We start from the raw sequence: 19,426 nt of genomic DNA, 5'->3' as shown, positions 1-19,426 counted from the left end.
TCTTTTTAACACATTTACACTAAGATAGAAAATAAAAAGAATTTATCTAATGATGATTTCTCATTAAATCGCTGACCTATTTTGCATGTTAAATTTTTTCAATTGGTGCAAATGCCGCTAACAACCGTTTAATGCCTTTTTCTGGGAAAGCAATGTCCAACTCTAAGTCTTTGGCCGAACCGCCTACACGAACGACTGTACCAACGCCCCATGCTTTATGTTGGACCTTATCACCTGCTTGCCAAGAAACTTTTTCGCCACCACTTGCCACTTTGTTGCTAACTGATTTTGTAGCTGGCTGTGTATAAGCTGGTTTACTTGCGTTGGGCTTGAATACTTTAGGATCAAAGGTGCGCGCTGGAGCTTTCTGTAAATTGGCCGCCGCCCCTTGTTTCATTAAACGCTCCGCCTCAATTTCTTCTAAAAAGCGACTTGGTCGATTATATTGCGTGCGACCATATAATGTTCTCGAATAAGCATTCGTTAAGAACAAGGCTTCTTCCGCTCGAGTGATACCAACATAAGCCAAACGCCGTTCTTCCTCCAGTTCACTTTCTTCTAGCATGGCACGTGATAATGGGAAAACCCCTTCTTCTAAGCCCATTAAAAAGACCACTGGAAATTCCAGCCCTTTGGCCGCATGCAACGTCATTAAGGTTACTTGTGAAGAGCTCTCTTCTAAATTATCTAAATCAGAAACCAAGGCTAAATCTGTTAAAAAATCCGCCAATTTTGTTTCTTCGCCATTTGAATCGTCGTTGTTTTGCGCTTCAAAACGTTTATCAAATTCTTGTGTCACAGATAAAAATTCGTCCAAGTTTTCTAAGCGAGCTTGAGACTCTAAATTATTTTGCGCCATCAAAGCTTCCCGATAACCACTACGTTGTAAAGTTTCTTTCACCAATTCTGTAATCGTTAAATAGGGCACTGTTTTCGTTAAGTCTTGAATCATCATGCCAAAATTACCAAGCTCTTTACCCGCTTTTCCTGAAATATTTGCCAAATCAACATTTTGGGCAGCTTCCAGCAAAGCCCAACCATGCGTATCCGCAAATAGCCGTAATTTTTCAATTGAACTTTTACCGATTCCTCGTTTTGGTTCATTGACAATTCGTTCAAAACTAATCGAATCATCTGGATTGGCAATCAAACTTAAATAAGCCAAAATATCTTTAATTTCTTTACGGTCGTAGAATTTATGTCCGCCCACCATGGTATACGGAATATTAGATTTCAAGAGCATTTCTTCCACTACACGGGATTGGGCATTGGTCCGATATAATACCGCAAAATCACCATAAATTCGGTCATTTTCCCGCATTTCTTTTTGGATTTGGCTCACAATAAATTGTGTTTCATCCCGTTCTGTGTCCCCGCGATAATAGACAATTTTTTCACCGTCTATATTTTCTGTCCACAGTTCTTTCTCGCGGCGGTTACGGTTATTTTTGATGACATCATTCGCAGCCGCCAAAATGTTTTTGGTGGATCGATAATTTTGTTCTAGCAAAATTACACTGGCATCTGGATAATCTTTTTCAAAATCCAAGATATTTTGCATATCCGCCCCGCGCCAACCATAGATACTTTGGTCGGCATCACCTACGACACACAGATTTTTGAAACGTGCAGCCAATAAATTGACTAAGGTATATTGTGCATGATTGGTATCTTGGTATTCATCCACATGAATATAGTGAAATTTATTTTGGTAGAACGCCAACGTATCTGGTTGTTCATTAAATAAACGAATCGTATTCATAATCAAATCATCAAAATCCATACATTGGTTTTTACGTAATTCTTTTTGATAGGCTTCATAGCATTTTGCGACAATTTCTTCATATAAGGAACCTTGCATTTCAGCAACTTTTTCAGGCGTTTGTAATTCATTTTTGGCATTGCTAATCGTACCTAAAATTGAGCGAGGATCATATTTTTTTGAATCAATATTTAAGTCGTTTAAGATGCGTTTCATTAATGTTTTTTGTTCCGATGGGTCAATAATTGTAAAATTACGGTTGTAACCAATCTGATCCACATCACGACGTAAAATTCTTACACACATGGAGTGAAAAGTGGAGACCCATACATCTTCGCCACCCGTTTCCAGTAATTTATTTACACGCTCTTTCATTTCTTTAGCAGCTTTATTGGTAAACGTAATCGCCAAAATATTCCATGGATTTACTTCTTTTTCCTCAATTAGATAGGCAATTCGGTGTGTTAAAACCCGCGTTTTTCCACTACCAGCACCAGCCATGACTAACAGTGGTCCTTCTGTATGCAAAACGGCTTCTTCTTGTCGAGGATTCATTCCCTGAACCAAGGCATGTTTTTGTGTCATATTAAACGTCCTCTCTCTTTTTTCAATCTTATACAGTATACCAAAAATCCCTTTGAAGTTCTTTAGAAAAGAACAAAAAATCTTTTTCTTTTTATATGAAATTTTCTTGTAAATCAAGTCAAACCGCAGTACATTAGTAAGTAGTGATGGAGGCTAAAAATGAAATGAATAATGATGTACATGAAATTAAACAATTAGATGGTACCCGAATCGGCTTTATCCTTAAAGGCATCGTCGTCGGAATCCTGGTCGGCTTTGTTGTCAGCTTATTTCGCTTAGGCATTGAAAAAATTGGCGAACAAGTCGTGCATCTGTATCAAACGTTTCACGAAAAACCCTTTTGGATGATTCCTTGGTTCTTATTTTCTCTCGTGCTTGCTTATTTATTAGGACGACTGATCAAAAGCGAACCAGCAATTAAAGGCAGTGGCATTCCCCAAGTGGAAGGACAACTTCAAGGTCAATTAGAAATTCACTGGTTTCCAGTGCTTTGGAAAAAATTTATCGGTGGGATCTTAGCGATTAGTCCTGGGCTATTTTTGGGACGTGAAGGTCCTTCAATTCAACTAGGTGCAGTGGTTGGACAAGGCTATAGTCAATGGCGGCAAAGCACCAAGTCTGAAGAAAAAATTTTAATCAGTAGTGGTGCCAGTGCTGGTTTAGCCGCCGCTTTTAATGCACCAATCGCAGGACTTTTATTTGTTCTAGAAGAGGTTCACCATTCCTTTTCACCTTTAGTTTGGTTAACCTCTTTTTCTGCGGCCATTTCCGCTAACTTTGTTTCTTTGCATTTCTTCGGATTGCAACCAGTTCTTTATATTGGTCCGGTTAAATCTTTGCCTTTAGAGTACTATTGGACATTAGTCCTGCTGGGCGTTTTGCTAGGATTATTAGGTTGGATATATCAAAAAACATTGTTGTCCTTACCAAAAGTATATGGAAAAATCAAAGGCCTTTCTTCTAATTATTATGGTTTTATTCCTTTTATTTTGATTTTACCGATTGGTTATTTCTTTCCACATTTACTTGGCGGTGGGAATCAAATTGTTTTAGCTTTAGGCAATCAACCGGCCACTATTTGGGCTTTAGTCGGCTTACTGGTTTTACGTTTTGTTTTTTCAATGGTTTCTTACGGTTCGAATCTCCCTGGTGGTATTTTCTTGCCTATTCTAACTTTAGGTGCCATTATCGGAACATTGTATGGCAGTCTACTTGTCCAATACGTAGGGATGGATCCAATTTTTGTGAAAAACTTTTTAATTTTTGCCATGGCTGGTTATTTTACTGCGATTGGTAAAGCACCGTTAACAGCGATTATTTTAGTAACAGAAATGGTCGGCAATTTTTCTCATTTAATGTCTTTAGGAGTTGTCGCTTTAGTTAGTTATATTACCATCGATAGTCTTGGCGGCAAGCCAATTTATGAAAGCTTATTAGAACGTTTGGTTCCTTCTAAAGTAAGTAATATTCGTGGCCACAAAACGATTATTGAATTACCTATCACTGCAGAAAGTTCCTTAGATGATACGATGGTACGTGATTTTGTCTGGCCTAAACAAATGTTGCTCACTTCCATTCGCCGTGGCGAATCGGAAATTTTAACACATGGTGATACTGTTATGCATGTTGGCGATGTGCTCATTATTTTGACCGATGAAAAACTCGCTTACCAAGTCAAAAAAGAGATTTATCAAAAAACTTTACCGAATGATTTAGTGAATTAAAGAAAGCTGCTGAACCTGAGTTCAGCAGCTTTCTTTTTTTCTTATGACTGTTTTTTAATTTTTTTGAATGTTTTTGACCGTTTTAGATTGATTAGCGTTTTCATTTGTGCTATTATATCCATGAAATGAGGGATGAAAATGCTTACGGAAGAACGACATCAAAAAATTTTACAATTGTTAGATCAAAAATCAGTCGTCAAATCGCAAGAACTTGCTAGCTTGTTCAATGCTTCAGAATCCACAATCCGCCGCGATTTACAAGAATTAGAAGACGCCAATTTGTTAGAACGCATTCACGGCGGCGCTAAGCGTATTCTTAATTTAGGCTTTGAACAAAACATGACGGAAAAATCAATCAAAAACACGCACGAAAAGCAAAAGATTGCTTCTTTAGCCGCTAGTTGTGTACAAGATGGCGATATGATCTATTTAGATGCTGGTTCAACCACGTTAGAAATGATCCCTTTTTTAGTTGGGAAACAAATCCATGTAGTGACGAATTCCGTGCATCACGCTGCAAAACTTAGCGATATGGAAATTCCCACTATTATGCTTGGTGGTACTTTGAAGCTCTCCACTAAAGCAATCATTGGTGCCACTAGTATGGAACAGCTACAACATTTTCGTTTTAACAAAGCTTTTTTAGGAACTAACGGCGCACATTTAGAGTTTGGTTTAACGACGCCTGATCCCGAAGAAGCAGCGCTAAAAGCCTTGGCTATTCATCAAGCAGAAACAGCCTATGTTTTACTGGATCATACAAAATTTAATGAAGTAACGTTTACCAAAGTGGAAGAATTAGAGTCAGTTACTTTACTAACTGACTACTGCCCTGCTGAATCGCTTCAAGGATTCCAGCAAAAAACTATTTTAATGGAGGCAAACAAATGATTTACACAGTGACTTTAAACCCTTCTATCGACTTTATCGTTCATGTCGATCATCTACAAATTGGTGATTTAAATCGGATGACGAATGATTTTAAATTACCTGGCGGCAAAGGAATCAACGTTTCACGTATTTTAAAACGTATGGAAACAGAATCCACTGCCTTAGGTTTTTTAGGTGGTTTTACAGGCTCATTCATTGCCGATTGGTTGAAAAAAGAAGAAATCCAAACGAATTTCACTCCCGTGTCTGCTGATACACGAATCAACATTAAATTGAAATCAGATACTGAAACAGAAATTAACGGCTTAGGACCTGCTCTAACAAACGAAGAAATTCAAGAACTAAAACAAGCAGTTAGTCGTGTTCAGGCTGGTGATATTGTTGTTCTTTCAGGAAGTACACCTGCTTCTCTACGCAAAGGATTTTACGAAGAATTAATCCAAATTGTGAAGGAAAAAGGCGCAGAATTTGTTATTGATACGACAGGTGAAGATTTAATGAACGCTTTGTCACAAAAGCCTTTATTGGTCAAGCCAAATAATCATGAGTTGGCAGAATTATATCATACAACCTTTACAAGTGTTGAAGACATTTTACCTTATGGACATCGGTTACTAGAAGAAGGAGCGCAACACGTAATTATCTCAATGGCTGGTGATGGTGCATTACTTTTCACAACAGAAGGTGTTTATCGTTCCAACGTTTTAAAACGTCCACTGAAAAATTCTGTCGGCGCTGGCGACTCAATGATTGCTGGTTTTATTGGCAACTTTTCAAAAACACAAGATCCTTTAGAGGCTTTCAAATGGGGTGTCGCTTGCGGTAGCGCGACTGCTTTTTCTGATGATTTAGCCTCAGAAGATTTTATCCAAGAACTTATTCACGAAGTAACAATTGAAAAAATTTCAGAATAAATCCACTAAGGGAGGAAAATAGAGTGAACATTAATGATTTATTAATAAAAGATGTCATGATTATGGATTTACAAGCTACTGATAAAAAAGGCGCGATTGATGAAATGGTCCAAAAATTATACGATGGTGGCCGCATCTCTGACATTGACACTTACAAAGAAGGAATTTTAAAACGCGAAGCACAAACATCGACTGGTTTAGGCGACGGCATCGCTATGCCTCACGCAAAAAACAGTGCCGTAAAAGAACCGACAGTTCTTTTCGCTAAAAGTAAAAAAGGTGTTGATTATGAAGCACTAGATGGACAACCTACTTATCTATTCTTCATGATTGCTGCTCCAGAAGGCGCCAATGATACACATCTCCAAGCGCTTGCGGCCCTTTCTCGATTACTTATCGATCCAGAATTTGTTGGTAAATTGAAAGAAGCGGAAACTCCAGAAGCAGTACAAGCTCTTTTCCAAGCAGCAGAAGATCAAAAAGAAGCGGAAGAAAAAGCAGAACAAGAACAAACAACGCCAGCACCAGAAAGCAATCGTAAATATATTATTGCTGTGACTGCTTGTCCTACAGGAATTGCTCATACTTACATGGCCGAAGATGCGCTGAAGAAAAAAGCAAAAGAAATGGGCGTAGACATTAAAGTAGAAACAAACGGTTCAGAAGGAATTAAAAATCGTTTAACTGCTGAAGATATTGCTCGTGCTGATGGCGTGATTGTCGCAGCCGATAAAAAAGTAGAAATGAATCGTTTTGACGGTAAAAAATTAGTCAACCGTCCCGTTAGTGATGGAATTCGTAAAACCGAAGAACTAATTAACTTAGCCATTAGTGGTGAAGCTCCTACTTTCCATGGCAGTGACTCGGCTGCAAGCGACCAAGAGGATTCAGCGGAAGGTTCAATCGGTTCTCGTATCTATAAAGATTTAATGAATGGTGTTTCTCATATGTTACCTTTCGTTATTGGTGGCGGAATTGCCATTGCTCTTTCCTTTATGATTGATCAATTTATCGGGGTTCCTCAAGATCAATTAGCCAATTTAGGGAATTACAATGACGTAGCTAGCTGGTTTAACCAAATTGGTGGCGCAGCATTTGGCTTTATGTTACCTGTCTTAGCTGGTTTTATTGCTTCTAGTATTGGGGATCGTCCAGGCTTAGTTGCTGGTTTCGCGGCTGGTGCATTAGCAAATGCTGGAGGAGCTGGGTTCCTTGGGGCCCTAATCGGTGGTTTCTTAGCTGGTTATGTAGTGGTTCTTTTACGTAAAGTTTTCAAAGGCTTGCCAAAATCATTAGATGGAATTAAAACCATTTTATTCTATCCAGTTTTTGGTTTGATTATTACAGGCTTATTAATGTTAGTCATTAACATCCCAATGAAAGCAATTAATGATGCGTTAAATCATTTCCTACTTGGCTTAGATGGCACAAATGCAGCTTTACTTGGTGCCTTATTAGCTGGTATGATGGCCATCGACTTAGGTGGACCAGTTAACAAAGCTGCTTATGTTTTCGGTACAGCTACGCTAGCAAGTACTGTTGCAGAAGGTGGCAGCGTGGTCATGGCTTCTGTAATGGCTGGCGGAATGGTTCCTCCATTAGCAATTTTCGTAGCAACTCGTTTATTTAAAAATAAATTTACAAAAGATCAACAAGATGCCGGCTTAACCAATATTGTAATGGGACTTTCTTTTGTCACTGAAGGGGCAATTCCTTTTGCAGCAGCTGACCCATTACGTGTGATTCCAAGTTTCGTGGTAGGTTCTGCCTTTACTGGTGCGTTGGTTGGTGCGTTTGGTATCAAATTATTGGCACCACATGGAGGAATCTTCGTCGTCTTCCTATTAAGTAATCCATTACTATATCTATTGTTCATCTTAATTGGGGCGATTATTTCAGGAATTGTCTACGGACTTTTGAAAAAACCTGTCGAAGTACCTGCTTAAAAAAACAGCAAAAAAGCGATTCAACCATGGTTGAATCGCTTTTTTATTATTTTCTCTTTATCGCATAATTTTCTAAATACTCAGGATTTCCTTTGCTTCTGATATACGTGTACACGCCCATCACAAAGGCCCCAAGGGTATTGGTAAATAAATCCCCCATCGTATCCATTAAAGCAGCACGCCCAATAAATGGTTGGCCGTTGGACATATTATAGCGTTGTAAGTTCATGTTCCCTAATGAATCGCAGATAAATTCCCAGAATTCCCAGAAGACGCCACAAAGCCCTGCAAATGCAAACCCAAATAATAAAAATAACCACGGGGAAACATCGGCGTACTTCGTTTTCTTCAATAGGAAAGCAGCAATACCATAACCCACAGCAGTTAACAGCATCGGACTAACAAAATGTAAAATTTTATCCCAGAACGAAATGATTGAAATCATATGCAACGAAGTTCCTAGGAATACTGAAATAAATAAGAAAAACCAGTAAAAATAAACGATAGTCGGTGGCATAATAATTTTTAAAAATTTATTGACAAGATCTGGTAAAAAGATCAGCCCAATTCCAAGTAAACATTCGATAACAAACGTCACACCTTGTTTTGTTGAATACTTAGCCGTAAAAAATTCCCAGAGATTGTACGTTAAGCATAAGATGCCAAACACCACTAATCCATATTTAATTTTCGAATAATTTTTATCCATTTTGACACACCCTTTCAAAAGTTATTTTATATGAAAAAAACTGTAGATGAAAGACACCTTCCATCTACAGTTTTAGAAAACTCTATCGAATGAAGAGCTTATTAAAAATGTTTATTTTTCAACAGCTGTTTCAGTAATTGTTTCAACAGCACGTTTCATACGAATATCGTGTTCTAACATGTCGTTGTTTAATACTTTACGTACTTGCGCTTCAGGCATGTTGTATTGTTCTGCTAAATCTTTCACTTCAGCATCGATGTCTTCTTGTGTTACTTCGATGTTTTCAGCTTTGGCAACTGCTTCAATCACTAAGTTTGTTTTTGTGCGTGTTTCTGCTTCGCCTTCAAATTGTTTGTGTAAATCTTCTTCTGTAGAACCAGTTAATTGGTAGTACATTTCAGGAGAAATTCCTTGGCGTTGCATGTTGTTTAAGAATTCATCCATTGAACGGTGAACTTCGTCGTGAACCATTACGTGTGGTAATTCAACGATTTCAGCATTTTCAACAGCTAAACGAATTGCTTCTTCGTCTTTTGCTTCTTCAGCTGCTGCTTCTTTTGCTTCTGTCAATTCTTTACGGAATTTTTCTTTTAATTCGTCTAATGATTCTACTGAATCGTCAACGTCTTTTGCAAATTCATCATCCAATTCTGGTAATTCTTTTGCTTTTACTTCATGAACAGTTACTTTGAAAACTGCTTCTTTACCAGCTAAATCTTCTGCTTGGTAATCTTCAGGGAAAGTAACGTTTACTTCTACTTCTTCGCCAGCTTTTTTGCCAACTAATTGGTCTTCAAAGCCTGGAATAAATGAATTAGAACCTAATTCTAATGAGTAATTTTCGCCTTTGCCGCCTTCAAATGCTTCGTCGCCTAAGAAGCCTTCAAAGTCGATAACTACAGTGTCGCCATTTTCAGCAGCGGCATCTTCTTTGATTACTAATTCAGCTTGAGATTCTTGTTCGCGTTTCAAACGTGCTTCCACGTCTTCATCTGTTACTTCACGGTCTTGTTTAGACACTGTTAAGTTTTTGTATTCGCCTAATTTTACTTCAGGTTTTACAGTTACTTCAGCAGTGATAACCCAGTCTTCCCCTTTATTCATGCTTTCAACATCAATTTTTGGTTGTGCTACTGGTTCAATTCCTGCTTCTAATACAGCCGCTTCATATGCTTCTGGTAAAACAGCGTTTAACGCATCTTCGTATAACGCTTCTTCTCCATACATACGGTTAAAAACAGTACGTGATACTTTTCCTTTACGGAAACCAGATACGTTTAAGTTTTTTTTCACTTTATTGAACGCTTGCGTTAATCCTTTTTCGATTACTGCTTGTTCGATTGAAAAAGTTAATACACCATCATTAGTGCCTTTTTTTTCCCATTTCGCAGACATTTGTTTCCCTCCGAATAACATTTAATTTTATACATCAAACTTTATTTATGCATACCTTTAAATAGTACACTATCCCTAGGAAAATGTAAATATTTTAAGTGCTAAGAAGTGAAAGAAAGACTCGATTTTTAGCAAACTATCAGTTTTTTAATTTTTTCGGATTAAAAAAGCATAGAATTTCGAGAAATTTCCTTCTTAAAACACTAAAAGATTGTGAACAAAATATCTTGTTCACCATCGGATGTAATCGCTTTACTTTATGAATGGCCCATTATAGAATGTATGTACTCAATATTTACACATTATATATTTTCGTCATTATACATATAATATCAAAAAAAGGAGAGGATGGTTTTGAATAAGTTCGTATGGGGAATCTTTTCTTGCATCATATCATGGCTTTTTTTATCGCTGACTCAACCTTTGATAGCTCATTCTGAAACACTGAACCCTACAACTCACGCCTCTACTTTTAGTGAAACATTTACTTCAGTTTCAACAGAACAACAAACAACTCAAGCAACCGATATCGTGGAACAAGAAACCGAGCAAACCCATGCTTCCTCTGAAAACGATGAACCTATGGCACCTACGCCAGCTAGTGTTTCTGTTGGTAATAGCACCTTAAAAAGTACCTTAAGCACGGGAACGTATAACCAAGATATTATCACACTTTCGTATGAATACAGTGTGACACTTATCGGCTTAGCAATTAATGATCGACCGATTATTGCTATTCAACTTCCTACAGAAATTTCAAGCCAGTTAGATAACGACACTCTAAAGCAACAAGATTTTCTGACTCTTTTAACAGGGACTGTCAGTTATCCAGGAACAGCCACTCAAGATATTCACAGTTCAACTAACAGCGTCAGCCTCTCTTATAGTAGCACTTATCATTCTGTTTATCTGACTTTTCCAAGTAGCACCTTGGTGTTACTTCCCGGAACCAAATGGTCTGCCGCCATTTCGTTTGATGTGGGCGCACTTTATAAACGAGGAATTTCAATCCCTCCTGCTCTTAACGGCAAAGACTATCCGATTCGAGGAACCTTTACAGATGTCGGCACTGGATTAGGTGCAATTAATATTATTATTGGGAACAATACAAAAACAGGCGTAATTAGCAAAGCTCAACTTAGTTTAGGTAATTACCCCGTTCCTCAAGTCACACCAGCCAAACTAACTCAACCAAATCATCTGGACACTACTGTAACAGGGACCATTCAACAAGTACAAGACCCAAACTATAACTACTCTGTTCAATTAACCTTGAACCGCCATGATGGCACCACTACCCCCATTGTGGTGAAAGGGATTTCTGTCGATGCAGCCGGAAATTTCTCGACATCGTTAGCTTCACCATTAGAATATGGCGACACGCTCTCTACAATTGTCTTTGCTCGTTCCAAAACGTCAACCGACTATATTCAAAGCAGCCCCTCAGCTGACCAAAGTGTCAATTGGTCAATCCAACCAGTCACAAACGTAGTCGCCAATGCCGGCTCAACTCAACTTTCAGGTAAAGCTTCTCAAGCATCTAACGGAACCTATCAAGTTAAAGTACAAATAAATGGTGGTTCTATTTCCACAACGTCCTTAGATTCCAATGGCCATTTTCAATTTGCTAATTTACCCACTTTCCAAGGGGGAGAAACGGTCAGCTTGTGGGTCCAAGGGCTCAGCAATCGCACTGGCCTCCCTTTGTTAACCAGTTCTACTGTTTCTCAAACAGTTGCTTATCCTGTGCCTCAACTAACGGTCACGCAAATCATTGAGCGGAAAAATGCACAAGGGCTCTGGGAAGCTGCAAACTCTGTCGTAAGTGGTCAAATCATTCGTTTCACGTTAATCACACGTTTAACCAATCAACCAGCAACGTGGATGAATCAGCAATTACGAGCAATGGTGCCTAAAGGACTGGCTCAACTTTCAGCTGCTACATTAACAAAACAATCAGCAGCAGGTTTAAGTACGCCAATAGCTGGGCTTCAACTTTTAACTGATAGTTCCACTGGTTTGCCGTATTGGAGTTATCACAATTCGCTGCCAGCAGATAATTTTACGGAAGCCAATACACAATTCACCTTACAATATACAGCAACGGTTACAGAAGAATGGATAAACCAATTTCTTTTATTTTCTAGCACGGTTACTGGCAATGATGGTGGCGGAACGCCAATTACGCCAATCACTAAGGAACAGTCTTTACCTATCAAAAACGGTACCCTCCGTTTTGTGCAGATGCCAACTACAGTTTCCTTTAAAAATTTACCTTTTCCCAGCAAACGAACCCTCTACTCACCATCGACCATTAGCGCTCCTTTCCTCATTGCCGATGGTCGTGTTGCAAAAACACCATGGCATTTGTTGGTAAGAGAGAGTCAGCCCATGCATTCAACTTCTACAAATAAAACGATCCAGCAAGCTTTCATTTATCGAAAAAATGGTAGTGATTTTCCTATCTCCTCTTTAGCAATCGAAGTTTATCAATACACCGCAACGGACGATAACAATGTAGAAATTCCTTGGAACCAACAAAATGGACTTTTTTTAAGCGTTGCTCCTGACCTTAATTTAACGGTCAAAGAATCTTACACTGCCGAATTACAATGGATTCTTTCTGATACACCCCTCTAATTAGGATTTAGCTTTTTTAAAAGTTAAAAATAAACAAGAAAGAAGGAATAAAAAATGAAAAAGATCGTGCGCATTTCAAGCATTTTGTTCGTTGCTACGCCTCTTATGCTTTTAAATAGTCCAAAAGTTGAAGCAGCTCAAGTCGCTTCTATTCAATCCAACGCTGATATTACGTTTGCTCTTGATAATACTGTCACGCCACCTGTCAACCCGACGAACCCTTCTCAGCCTGTGACACCTAATCCTGCTGATCCTCATCAACCTGGTACAGCCGGACCCCTTAGTATTGACTATGTTTCAAATATCCATTTTGGATCAAAACAAATTCAAGCCGGAACAGCAATCTATTCGGCACAACTGGACCAAGTGCAAAATAGTACTGGCGATTTAATTAGCGTGCCAAACTATGTTCAAGTAACTGACAAACGTGGTCTAAATCTTGGCTGGAAATTATCAGTTAAACAGAGTGCGCAATTTGCTACAAGTGATTCAACACCCGCTGTTTTGGATAATGCGTCCTTGACCTTTTTAGCAGCAACACCCAATTCAACACAGTTACTTTCTTTGGCGCCATTAACGGTCCCAGTAACCTTGGATCCAACTGGTGCCGCCACTTCTCCTGTGGCGACTGCCGCTCTTTCAACAGGAATGGGCACTTGGACATTAGCTTTTGGTAGCGGAGCGACCGCTGCTCAAGGCATTCAATTAACTGTTCCTGCGACAACGAAAAAAGTTGCAGCTAAACAATATAAAACAACGCTTACTTGGATTTTGGATGATACACCACTTTAAAAGAAAACAAACAAGGTATTGCATGAAACAACTTCATGCAATACCTTGTTATAAAAAATTGTCAAAAAGGAGTGCACACTATGAATCAGCAGCTTTTTAAATGGCTCCATGCTATTAGCGTCATCATTTTTTTATTTTTTATTGGCTCTTATTCTGTAGAAGCAAGCGAAATGACTTTTTCTGTAAAAGCCATTTTACCCGACAATCAACGAACCAAAGAGACAAGTTATTTTGATCTACGTGTCGCTCCAAACCAAACACAAAAGCTACAAATCGAACTAACGAATCAAACAGCCAACGACATTACCGTGCTAGCTTCAGCTAATGCAGCGATTACTAATGATAATGGCTTGGCAGATTATTCTCATGCTGAAACAAAAAAAGACCCATCTGCACCTTTTACTTTTAATGAGATTGCGCAATTACCAAAAGAAATCCACCTACCTAAACACTCAACCAAGACTGTTGAATGTCAGCTTACTTTACCGGAAAAACCATTTAATGGGTACGTTTTAGGAGGACTCTACTTTGAACAAAAGTCAGATGAACAACCTGCTCACTCAGAAAACGGTGTGGCCATCAATAATCGTTTTTCTTATGTAGTCGGCGTCTTACTTAGTGAAACAGATGAACCTGTTCAGCCAGAATTATCTTTAAATGAAGTAAAAACCGATCAAGCTAACGGTCGTAACCGCGTATTAATGAATCTCCAAAACAAACAAGCGGCTATGATTAAAAAATTACAAGTCGATGCCTCTTTGTATTATGAAAAAGAAACCAAACCTCGCTACGAAAATCACCAAGAGTCGTTAACAATGGCTCCTAATACAAATTTTAATTATCGGATTGACTTAAAGGAACAACCTTTTGTTCCTGGAAATTATACTGTAAAAATCAAAGCAAACGATGGCTATCAAGACTATTCGTGGGAAAAACACTTAGTCATCCAAGAAAAAGAAGCTAAAAAATACAATGCTACCGCCGTCAACCTCCCACCTGAAAAACACACCAATTTCCCTTGGAAACTGGTGAGTAGCATCACGCTGGTTTTTCTATTCATTTTGGGAAGCACGATTTATTATTTCAAGAAAAAAATACGTGAATCGCAACAGTAAAAAAGCACATCGACAATTGTCGATGTGCTTTCATAATCGCTTAATTATTTTGTATATTCTTCAACTAATGCAACGACTTCTTCCATCGTGTCGCATTCTTTTAATGCGCGGTCAGCAAGTTCAGCCATTTTAGTTGTGTCTAGACGTTTCATCAAGCTACGTGTTTTAAGGATAGATGTAGCACTCATTGAGAACTCATCTAAGCCCATACCCAATAGTAATGGAACAGCTGTTTGATCGCCCGCCATTTCACCACACATACCAGCCCATTTACCTTCAGCGTGTGCTGCATCAATTACATTTTTAATTAAACGTAAGATTGATGGGTTGTATGGTTGGTATAAGTAAGAAACGCGTTCGTTCATACGGTCTGCCGCCATTGTGTATTGGATTAAGTCGTTAGTTCCAACACTAAAGAAGTCAACTTCTTTGGCAAATTTATCAGCTAATACGGCAGCTGCTGGAATTTCAATCATAATACCTACTTGGATATCGTTTGAAACTTCAACACCTTCGTTGACTAATTTTTGTTTTTCGTCTTCAAAGATTGCTTTCGCTGCTCTAAATTCTTTCAAAGTAGCAACCATTGGGAACATGATACGTAAGTTACCATGAACAGACGCACGTAATAATGCACGCATTTGTGTACGGAACATGCCGTCACCTAGTTCTGATAAGCTAATACGTAATGCACGGTAACCTAAGAATGGGTTCATTTCGTGTGGTAATGTTAGGTAAGGAAGCTCTTTGTCCCCACCAATATCCATTGTACGAACCACAACGGGTTTTCCTTCCATTCCTTCAAGAACTGCTTTATACGCTTGGTATTGGTCCTCTTCAGTTGGAAAGTCAGATGAATCCATGTATAAGAATTCTGTACGATATAAACCAACAGCTTCGCCGCCGTTTTTGTGTACGCCTTCTAAATCTTTTGGTGTACCAATGTTTGCAGCTAACTCAACATGTTTGCCGTCAGCTGTCACTGTTTCTGCATTTTTTAGTTTATCCCATTCTGCTTTTTGATCTGCATAAGCTTTTGCTTCTGCTTCAAATTCAGATTTTTCAGCATCTGTTGGGTCAATAATAACATCCCCAATGATTCCGTTCACTGCTAAAATATCGCCTGCTTTTACTTTGTCAGTAATTTCTTTTGTACCAACGATTGCAGGGATTTCTAACGAACGAGCCATGATTGCTGAGTGAGAAGTACGTCCGCCGATGTCTGTCACAAAGGCTTTAACATACGTACGGTCTAATTGTGCAGTATCACTAGGTGTTAAGTCATGGGCAACCACGATTACTTCTTCGTTAATCATTGAAGGATTTGGAAGAGTCACACCTAATAAATGTGCTAAGATACGTTTGGCAACGTCACGAATATCTGCTGCACGCTCTTGCATGTAAGCATTATCGTCCATTGCTTCAAACATACCAATATACATATCCGTAACTTCTTTCAAGGCAGCTTCTGCATTGACTTTGTTGTCTTGGATATTTTGTTTGATTTGACCAACCATTTCTGGGTCAGATAAAACCATTAAATGAGCATCGAAAACTTGCGCTTCTGCTTCACCAAGGCTTTGAGCTGCTTTGTCGCGAATTGCTTGCAACTCTTCAGTAGATTTTGCTAAAGCATCGTCTAAGCGAGTTGCTTCTGCTTCAGTATCTTCTACGGAAGTTTTGTTGAAAGACAAGTCAGGTTGAACTAGCAGGTAAGCTTTAGCAACAGCAACGCCATCACTTGCGGCAATCCCTTTTAGCATCTCAGACATTATTCAGCCAATCCTTCTTTTTGTAATGTTTCAACGATTGCTGCCATTCCTTCAGCTTCGTCAGCACCATCAACAGTGATTGTTACGTCAGAACCTTGACCAACGCCTAAAGACATAACGCCCATGATTGATTTTAAGTTAACAGATTTACCTTTGTATTCTAAGTTAATATCTGAGTTAAATTTGCTTGCAGTTTGTACTAATAAAGTAGCTGGACGTGCGTGAATTCCTGTTTCTGCTACAATGTGAAATTCTTTCTTTTCCATATAAATCGGTCTCCTTCGTAAATAAAAAATTTTTATGTTAGGGTTTTCCTTTCTTGATACGCTAAAATCAAACGTCTACTCGAAAAAAGACCCTTTCAGTTTCTAAGATTACCATTTTTTTCTATCTTACACAACACTTTTTGCTTAAATTTCGTGATGTTTTGCACTGACTATTCTTCCTCTTTTTGGTAACGATAAATGATTCGTCCATTTAACCCCGCTTCTCCAACAATTTCCGTGCGGTCAGGCAAAGAAATCCAAGCATCACGAAATTGGAAAAATTCATTTTGCTCCACGATTAATTCAGAGATTTCTCCAGCTTTTAATGAAGCAATTTTTTCTACAAAAGGATTTTCAGCCATTGATTTCACCACTCTTTCTCTTAAATATCAACTCTTATAGTTTACTTGAAAATGGCGCAATTGTCTGTAAAAAAATCGAATCTTTGCCTTTTTTTAAACAAGGTCTTTTACTTGATTCTCTTACAAAAAATGCTATAATAACCTCAAAGGTCAAAAATGGTCAAGTGGTTTTATAGACAGAATTTATTCCTGCTATCTAGTACTTGGCTGGTTTTAGGAAAAATGGTCTGTTTACTAGAAATAATAGAGCAAACAACTATTTTTCTGGCCTCAGTTATTTTGAAAGGATGTGTTTCATTCAATGATTTGTCAAAATTGTCAACAAAATGAAGCAACAATTCATTTATATGCAAATGTGAATGGTCAAAGAAAACAACTGGACTATTGCCAAAGCTGCTATCAAAAATTAAAAAATCAAGCAAATAATTCCCCTCAAAATATGGGACAAGACCCTTTTGGCTTTGGGAGTTTAGACGATTTATATCGCTCTCTTTCTCGCCAAATGCAACAAGGTAATCCTTATGAACAACAAACACCACCCACTCAATTTGGTGATGGTGGTAATGGAGGTCAACCCCCTCGCGGAGGCGCTGGCGCTGGTCAAGGTTTACTAGGCGAGTATGGGATTAACATCACCGAAGCGGCACGCCAAGGAGATATCGATCCTGTGGTAGGACGTGACCAAGAAATTAAGCGTGTCATTGAAATCTTAAATCGCCGTACAAAAAACAACCCCGTTTTAATCGGTGAACCAGGTGTTGGTAAAACAGCCGTTGTCGAAGGTTTAGCCCAAAAAATTGTCGATGGCGATGTGCCCCAAAAATTATTGGACAAAGAAGTCATTCGTTTAGATGTGGTTTCACTTGTTCAAGGAACTGGTATTCGCGGACAATTTGAAGAACGGATGCAAAAATTGATTGAAGAAATCACTGAAGCTGAAAATGTCATTTTATTTATTGATGAAGTCCATGAAATTGTGGGTGCTGGTGCTGCTGGTGATGGCAATATGGATGCTGGCAATATTTTAAAACCAGCCTTAGCACGTGGTGAATTACAATTAGTCGGTGCCACAACTTTAAATGAGTACCGTATTATTGAAAAAGATGCTGCCTTAGAACGTCGGATGCAACCAGTCCAAGTAGATGAGCCAACCGTTGCCGAAACCATAACGATTTTACATGGTTTGCAAAAACGTTATGAAGATTATCATCATGTTAAATATACAGATGAAGCGATTAACGCAGCAGCAAACTTATCCAATCGTTACATTCAAGATCGCTTTTTACCAGATAAAGCGATTGACTTGTTAGATGAATCTGGTTCAAAAATGAATCTAACTATTCAACTCGTCGATCCAAAAACAATTGATAAAAAATTAGCAGAAGCGGAACAACAAAAACAACAAGCTTCCGCAGAAGAAGATTTTGAAAAAGCGGCTTACTATCGTGATCAAATCAATAAATTACAAGCAATGAAAGAAAAACAAATCAGCGATGAAGAAACACCCGTCATCACTGAAAAAGATATTGAAGCCATTGTGGAACAAAAAACTGGCATTCCTGTCGGTGACTTAAAAGAAAAAGAACAAACCCAATTGAAAAATTTAGCTGTTGACTTAAAAGCTCATGTTGTCGGACAAGATGATGCCGTCGATAAAGTAGCTAAAGCGATTCGTCGCAATCGTGTAGGCCTAGGCAAACAAAACCGCCCAATTGGTTCCTTCTTATTTGTAGGGCCAACAGGCGTTGGTAAAACAGAATTAGCAAAACAATTAGCCTTTGAGCTATTCGGTTCAGAAGATTCGATGGTTCGTTTTGATATGAGTGAGTATATGGAAAAACACAGTGTTTCTAAACTGATTGGTTCTCCTCCAGGCTATGTTGGGTATGACGAAGCTGGACAACTCACAGAAAAAGTCCGTCGTAATCCTTATAGTTTAATTTTATTGGATGAAATTGAAAAAGCACATCCTGATGTTTTACACATGTTTTTACAAATTCTCGACGATGGTCGTTTAACAGATGCACAAGGTCGTACGGTCAGCTTTAAAGACACCATCATTATCATGACAAGTAATGCTGGAACAGGTGCTGTGGAAGCCAACGTTGGCTTTGGCGCTGCCCGTGAAGGTGTGACTAAATCTGTTTTAGGTCAATTGAACAACTTCTTCACCCCCGAATTCCTTAACCGTTTCGATGGTATTATCGAATTCAAAGCATTAAGCAAAGAAAACCTGATGAACATTGTCAGCTTGATGTTAGAAGAAGTAAATGGCTTATTAGCTAAACAAAAATTACACATTGAGGTTCCAACAGAAGTCAAAGAGAAACTCGTTGATTTAGGTTATGATCCTGCAATGGGCGCTCGTCCTTTACGCCGAACGATTCAAGAACAAATTGAAGACGGCATTGCTGAATACTATCTAGATCATCCTGAAAATCATCAATTAGTCGCAGCGTTAGATAACGAAGGTAAAATTATCGTAACTGGCGCACAAGAAGTGACTAAAACAGAAACTTCAACATCTGACCAAGCAGAATAATCAAAAATCCA

General features: G+C 38.6%; 14 protein-coding genes. 8 read left to right on the top strand and 6 right to left on the bottom strand.

The window, feature by feature from the left end; all coding sequences use genetic code 11:
• Positions 1 to 88 precede the first annotated feature (88 nt).
• Complete coding sequence (gene pcrA / locus IGL36_RS02410; RefSeq protein ID WP_010716808.1) at positions 89 to 2,347, bottom strand: DNA helicase PcrA; 2,259 nt, start codon at positions 2,345 to 2,347, stop codon at positions 89 to 91.
• Between the two features lie 164 nt (positions 2,348 to 2,511).
• Between pcrA and IGL36_RS02405 the strand changes: the two genes are divergently transcribed.
• From IGL36_RS02405 to IGL36_RS02390, 4 genes are all read left to right on the top strand, one after another.
• Entirely contained in the window at positions 2,512 to 4,071 is a 1,560-nt protein-coding gene (locus tag IGL36_RS02405; RefSeq protein WP_002368023.1) for a ClC family H(+)/Cl(-) exchange transporter, read from the top strand.
• A gap of 138 nt (positions 4,072 to 4,209) precedes the next feature.
• A complete protein-coding gene (locus IGL36_RS02400; protein WP_002381250.1) occupies positions 4,210 to 4,962 on the top strand; it encodes a DeoR/GlpR family DNA-binding transcription regulator in 753 nt (250 codons plus the stop codon).
• A complete protein-coding gene (gene pfkB / locus IGL36_RS02395; protein WP_002363177.1) occupies positions 4,959 to 5,876 on the top strand; it encodes a 1-phosphofructokinase in 918 nt (305 codons plus the stop codon). The genes IGL36_RS02400 and pfkB overlap by 4 nt, the downstream gene beginning before the upstream one ends.
• 23 nt (positions 5,877 to 5,899) lie before the next feature.
• Entirely contained in the window at positions 5,900 to 7,822 is a 1,923-nt protein-coding gene (locus tag IGL36_RS02390; protein ID WP_002366176.1) for a PTS fructose transporter subunit IIABC, read from the top strand.
• Positions 7,823 to 7,868: 46 nt separating this feature from the next.
• Here the strand turns inward: IGL36_RS02390 and IGL36_RS02385 are convergent, their stop codons facing one another.
• Both IGL36_RS02385 and tig read right to left on the bottom strand, forming a co-directional pair.
• Positions 7,869 to 8,531: a hypothetical protein gene (locus IGL36_RS02385; protein WP_002355557.1), complete on the bottom strand. Its 663-nt coding sequence runs from the start codon at positions 8,529 to 8,531 to the stop codon at positions 7,869 to 7,871.
• Between the two features lie 111 nt (positions 8,532 to 8,642).
• On the bottom strand, positions 8,643 to 9,926 hold the full coding sequence (tig, locus tag IGL36_RS02380) for a trigger factor (protein ID WP_430609059.1): 1,284 nt from the start codon (positions 9,924 to 9,926) through the stop codon (positions 8,643 to 8,645).
• A gap of 348 nt (positions 9,927 to 10,274) precedes the next feature.
• Between tig and IGL36_RS02375 the strand changes: the two genes are divergently transcribed.
• The 3 genes from IGL36_RS02375 to IGL36_RS02365 are packed head-to-tail and all read left to right on the top strand — an operon-like array spanning position 10,275 to position 14,473.
• Positions 10,275 to 12,566 (top strand): hypothetical protein, encoded by a 2,292-nt coding sequence (locus IGL36_RS02375; RefSeq protein WP_002405398.1) that lies wholly within the window; start codon positions 10,275 to 10,277, stop codon positions 12,564 to 12,566.
• Between the two features lie 54 nt (positions 12,567 to 12,620).
• Positions 12,621 to 13,358: a WxL domain-containing protein gene (locus IGL36_RS02370; RefSeq protein WP_002358689.1), complete on the top strand. Its 738-nt coding sequence runs from the start codon at positions 12,621 to 12,623 to the stop codon at positions 13,356 to 13,358.
• Between the two features lie 35 nt (positions 13,359 to 13,393).
• Complete coding sequence (locus IGL36_RS02365; RefSeq protein ID WP_002386937.1) at positions 13,394 to 14,473, top strand: DUF916 and DUF3324 domain-containing protein; 1,080 nt, start codon at positions 13,394 to 13,396, stop codon at positions 14,471 to 14,473.
• Positions 14,474 to 14,517: 44 nt separating this feature from the next.
• On the opposite strand, the gene ptsP is transcribed toward IGL36_RS02365, so the two are convergent.
• The 3 genes from ptsP to IGL36_RS02350 form a co-directional block, all read right to left on the bottom strand.
• Positions 14,518 to 16,245, bottom strand: coding sequence for a phosphoenolpyruvate--protein phosphotransferase (gene ptsP / locus IGL36_RS02360; protein WP_002363173.1), 1,728 nt, complete (start codon positions 16,243 to 16,245; stop codon positions 14,518 to 14,520).
• Positions 16,245 to 16,511: a phosphocarrier protein HPr gene (locus tag IGL36_RS02355; protein WP_002355551.1), complete on the bottom strand. Its 267-nt coding sequence runs from the start codon at positions 16,509 to 16,511 to the stop codon at positions 16,245 to 16,247. The genes ptsP and IGL36_RS02355 overlap by 1 nt, the downstream gene beginning before the upstream one ends.
• A gap of 170 nt (positions 16,512 to 16,681) precedes the next feature.
• Complete coding sequence (locus tag IGL36_RS02350; protein WP_002398126.1) at positions 16,682 to 16,873, bottom strand: hypothetical protein; 192 nt, start codon at positions 16,871 to 16,873, stop codon at positions 16,682 to 16,684.
• A gap of 301 nt (positions 16,874 to 17,174) precedes the next feature.
• Here IGL36_RS02350 and IGL36_RS02345 point away from each other — a divergent pair, with 301 nt between their 5' ends.
• Entirely contained in the window at positions 17,175 to 19,415 is a 2,241-nt protein-coding gene (locus IGL36_RS02345) for an ATP-dependent Clp protease ATP-binding subunit (protein ID WP_002386935.1), read from the top strand.
• The last annotated feature ends 11 nt before the right edge of the window (positions 19,416 to 19,426 follow it).

Origin of the sequence: Enterococcus sp. AZ011 (assembly GCF_050548355.1) — a bacterium.
Lineage (GTDB): Bacteria > Bacillota > Bacilli > Lactobacillales > Enterococcaceae > Enterococcus > Enterococcus faecalis.
This window is presented reverse-complemented; position numbering and strand designations above follow the sequence as displayed.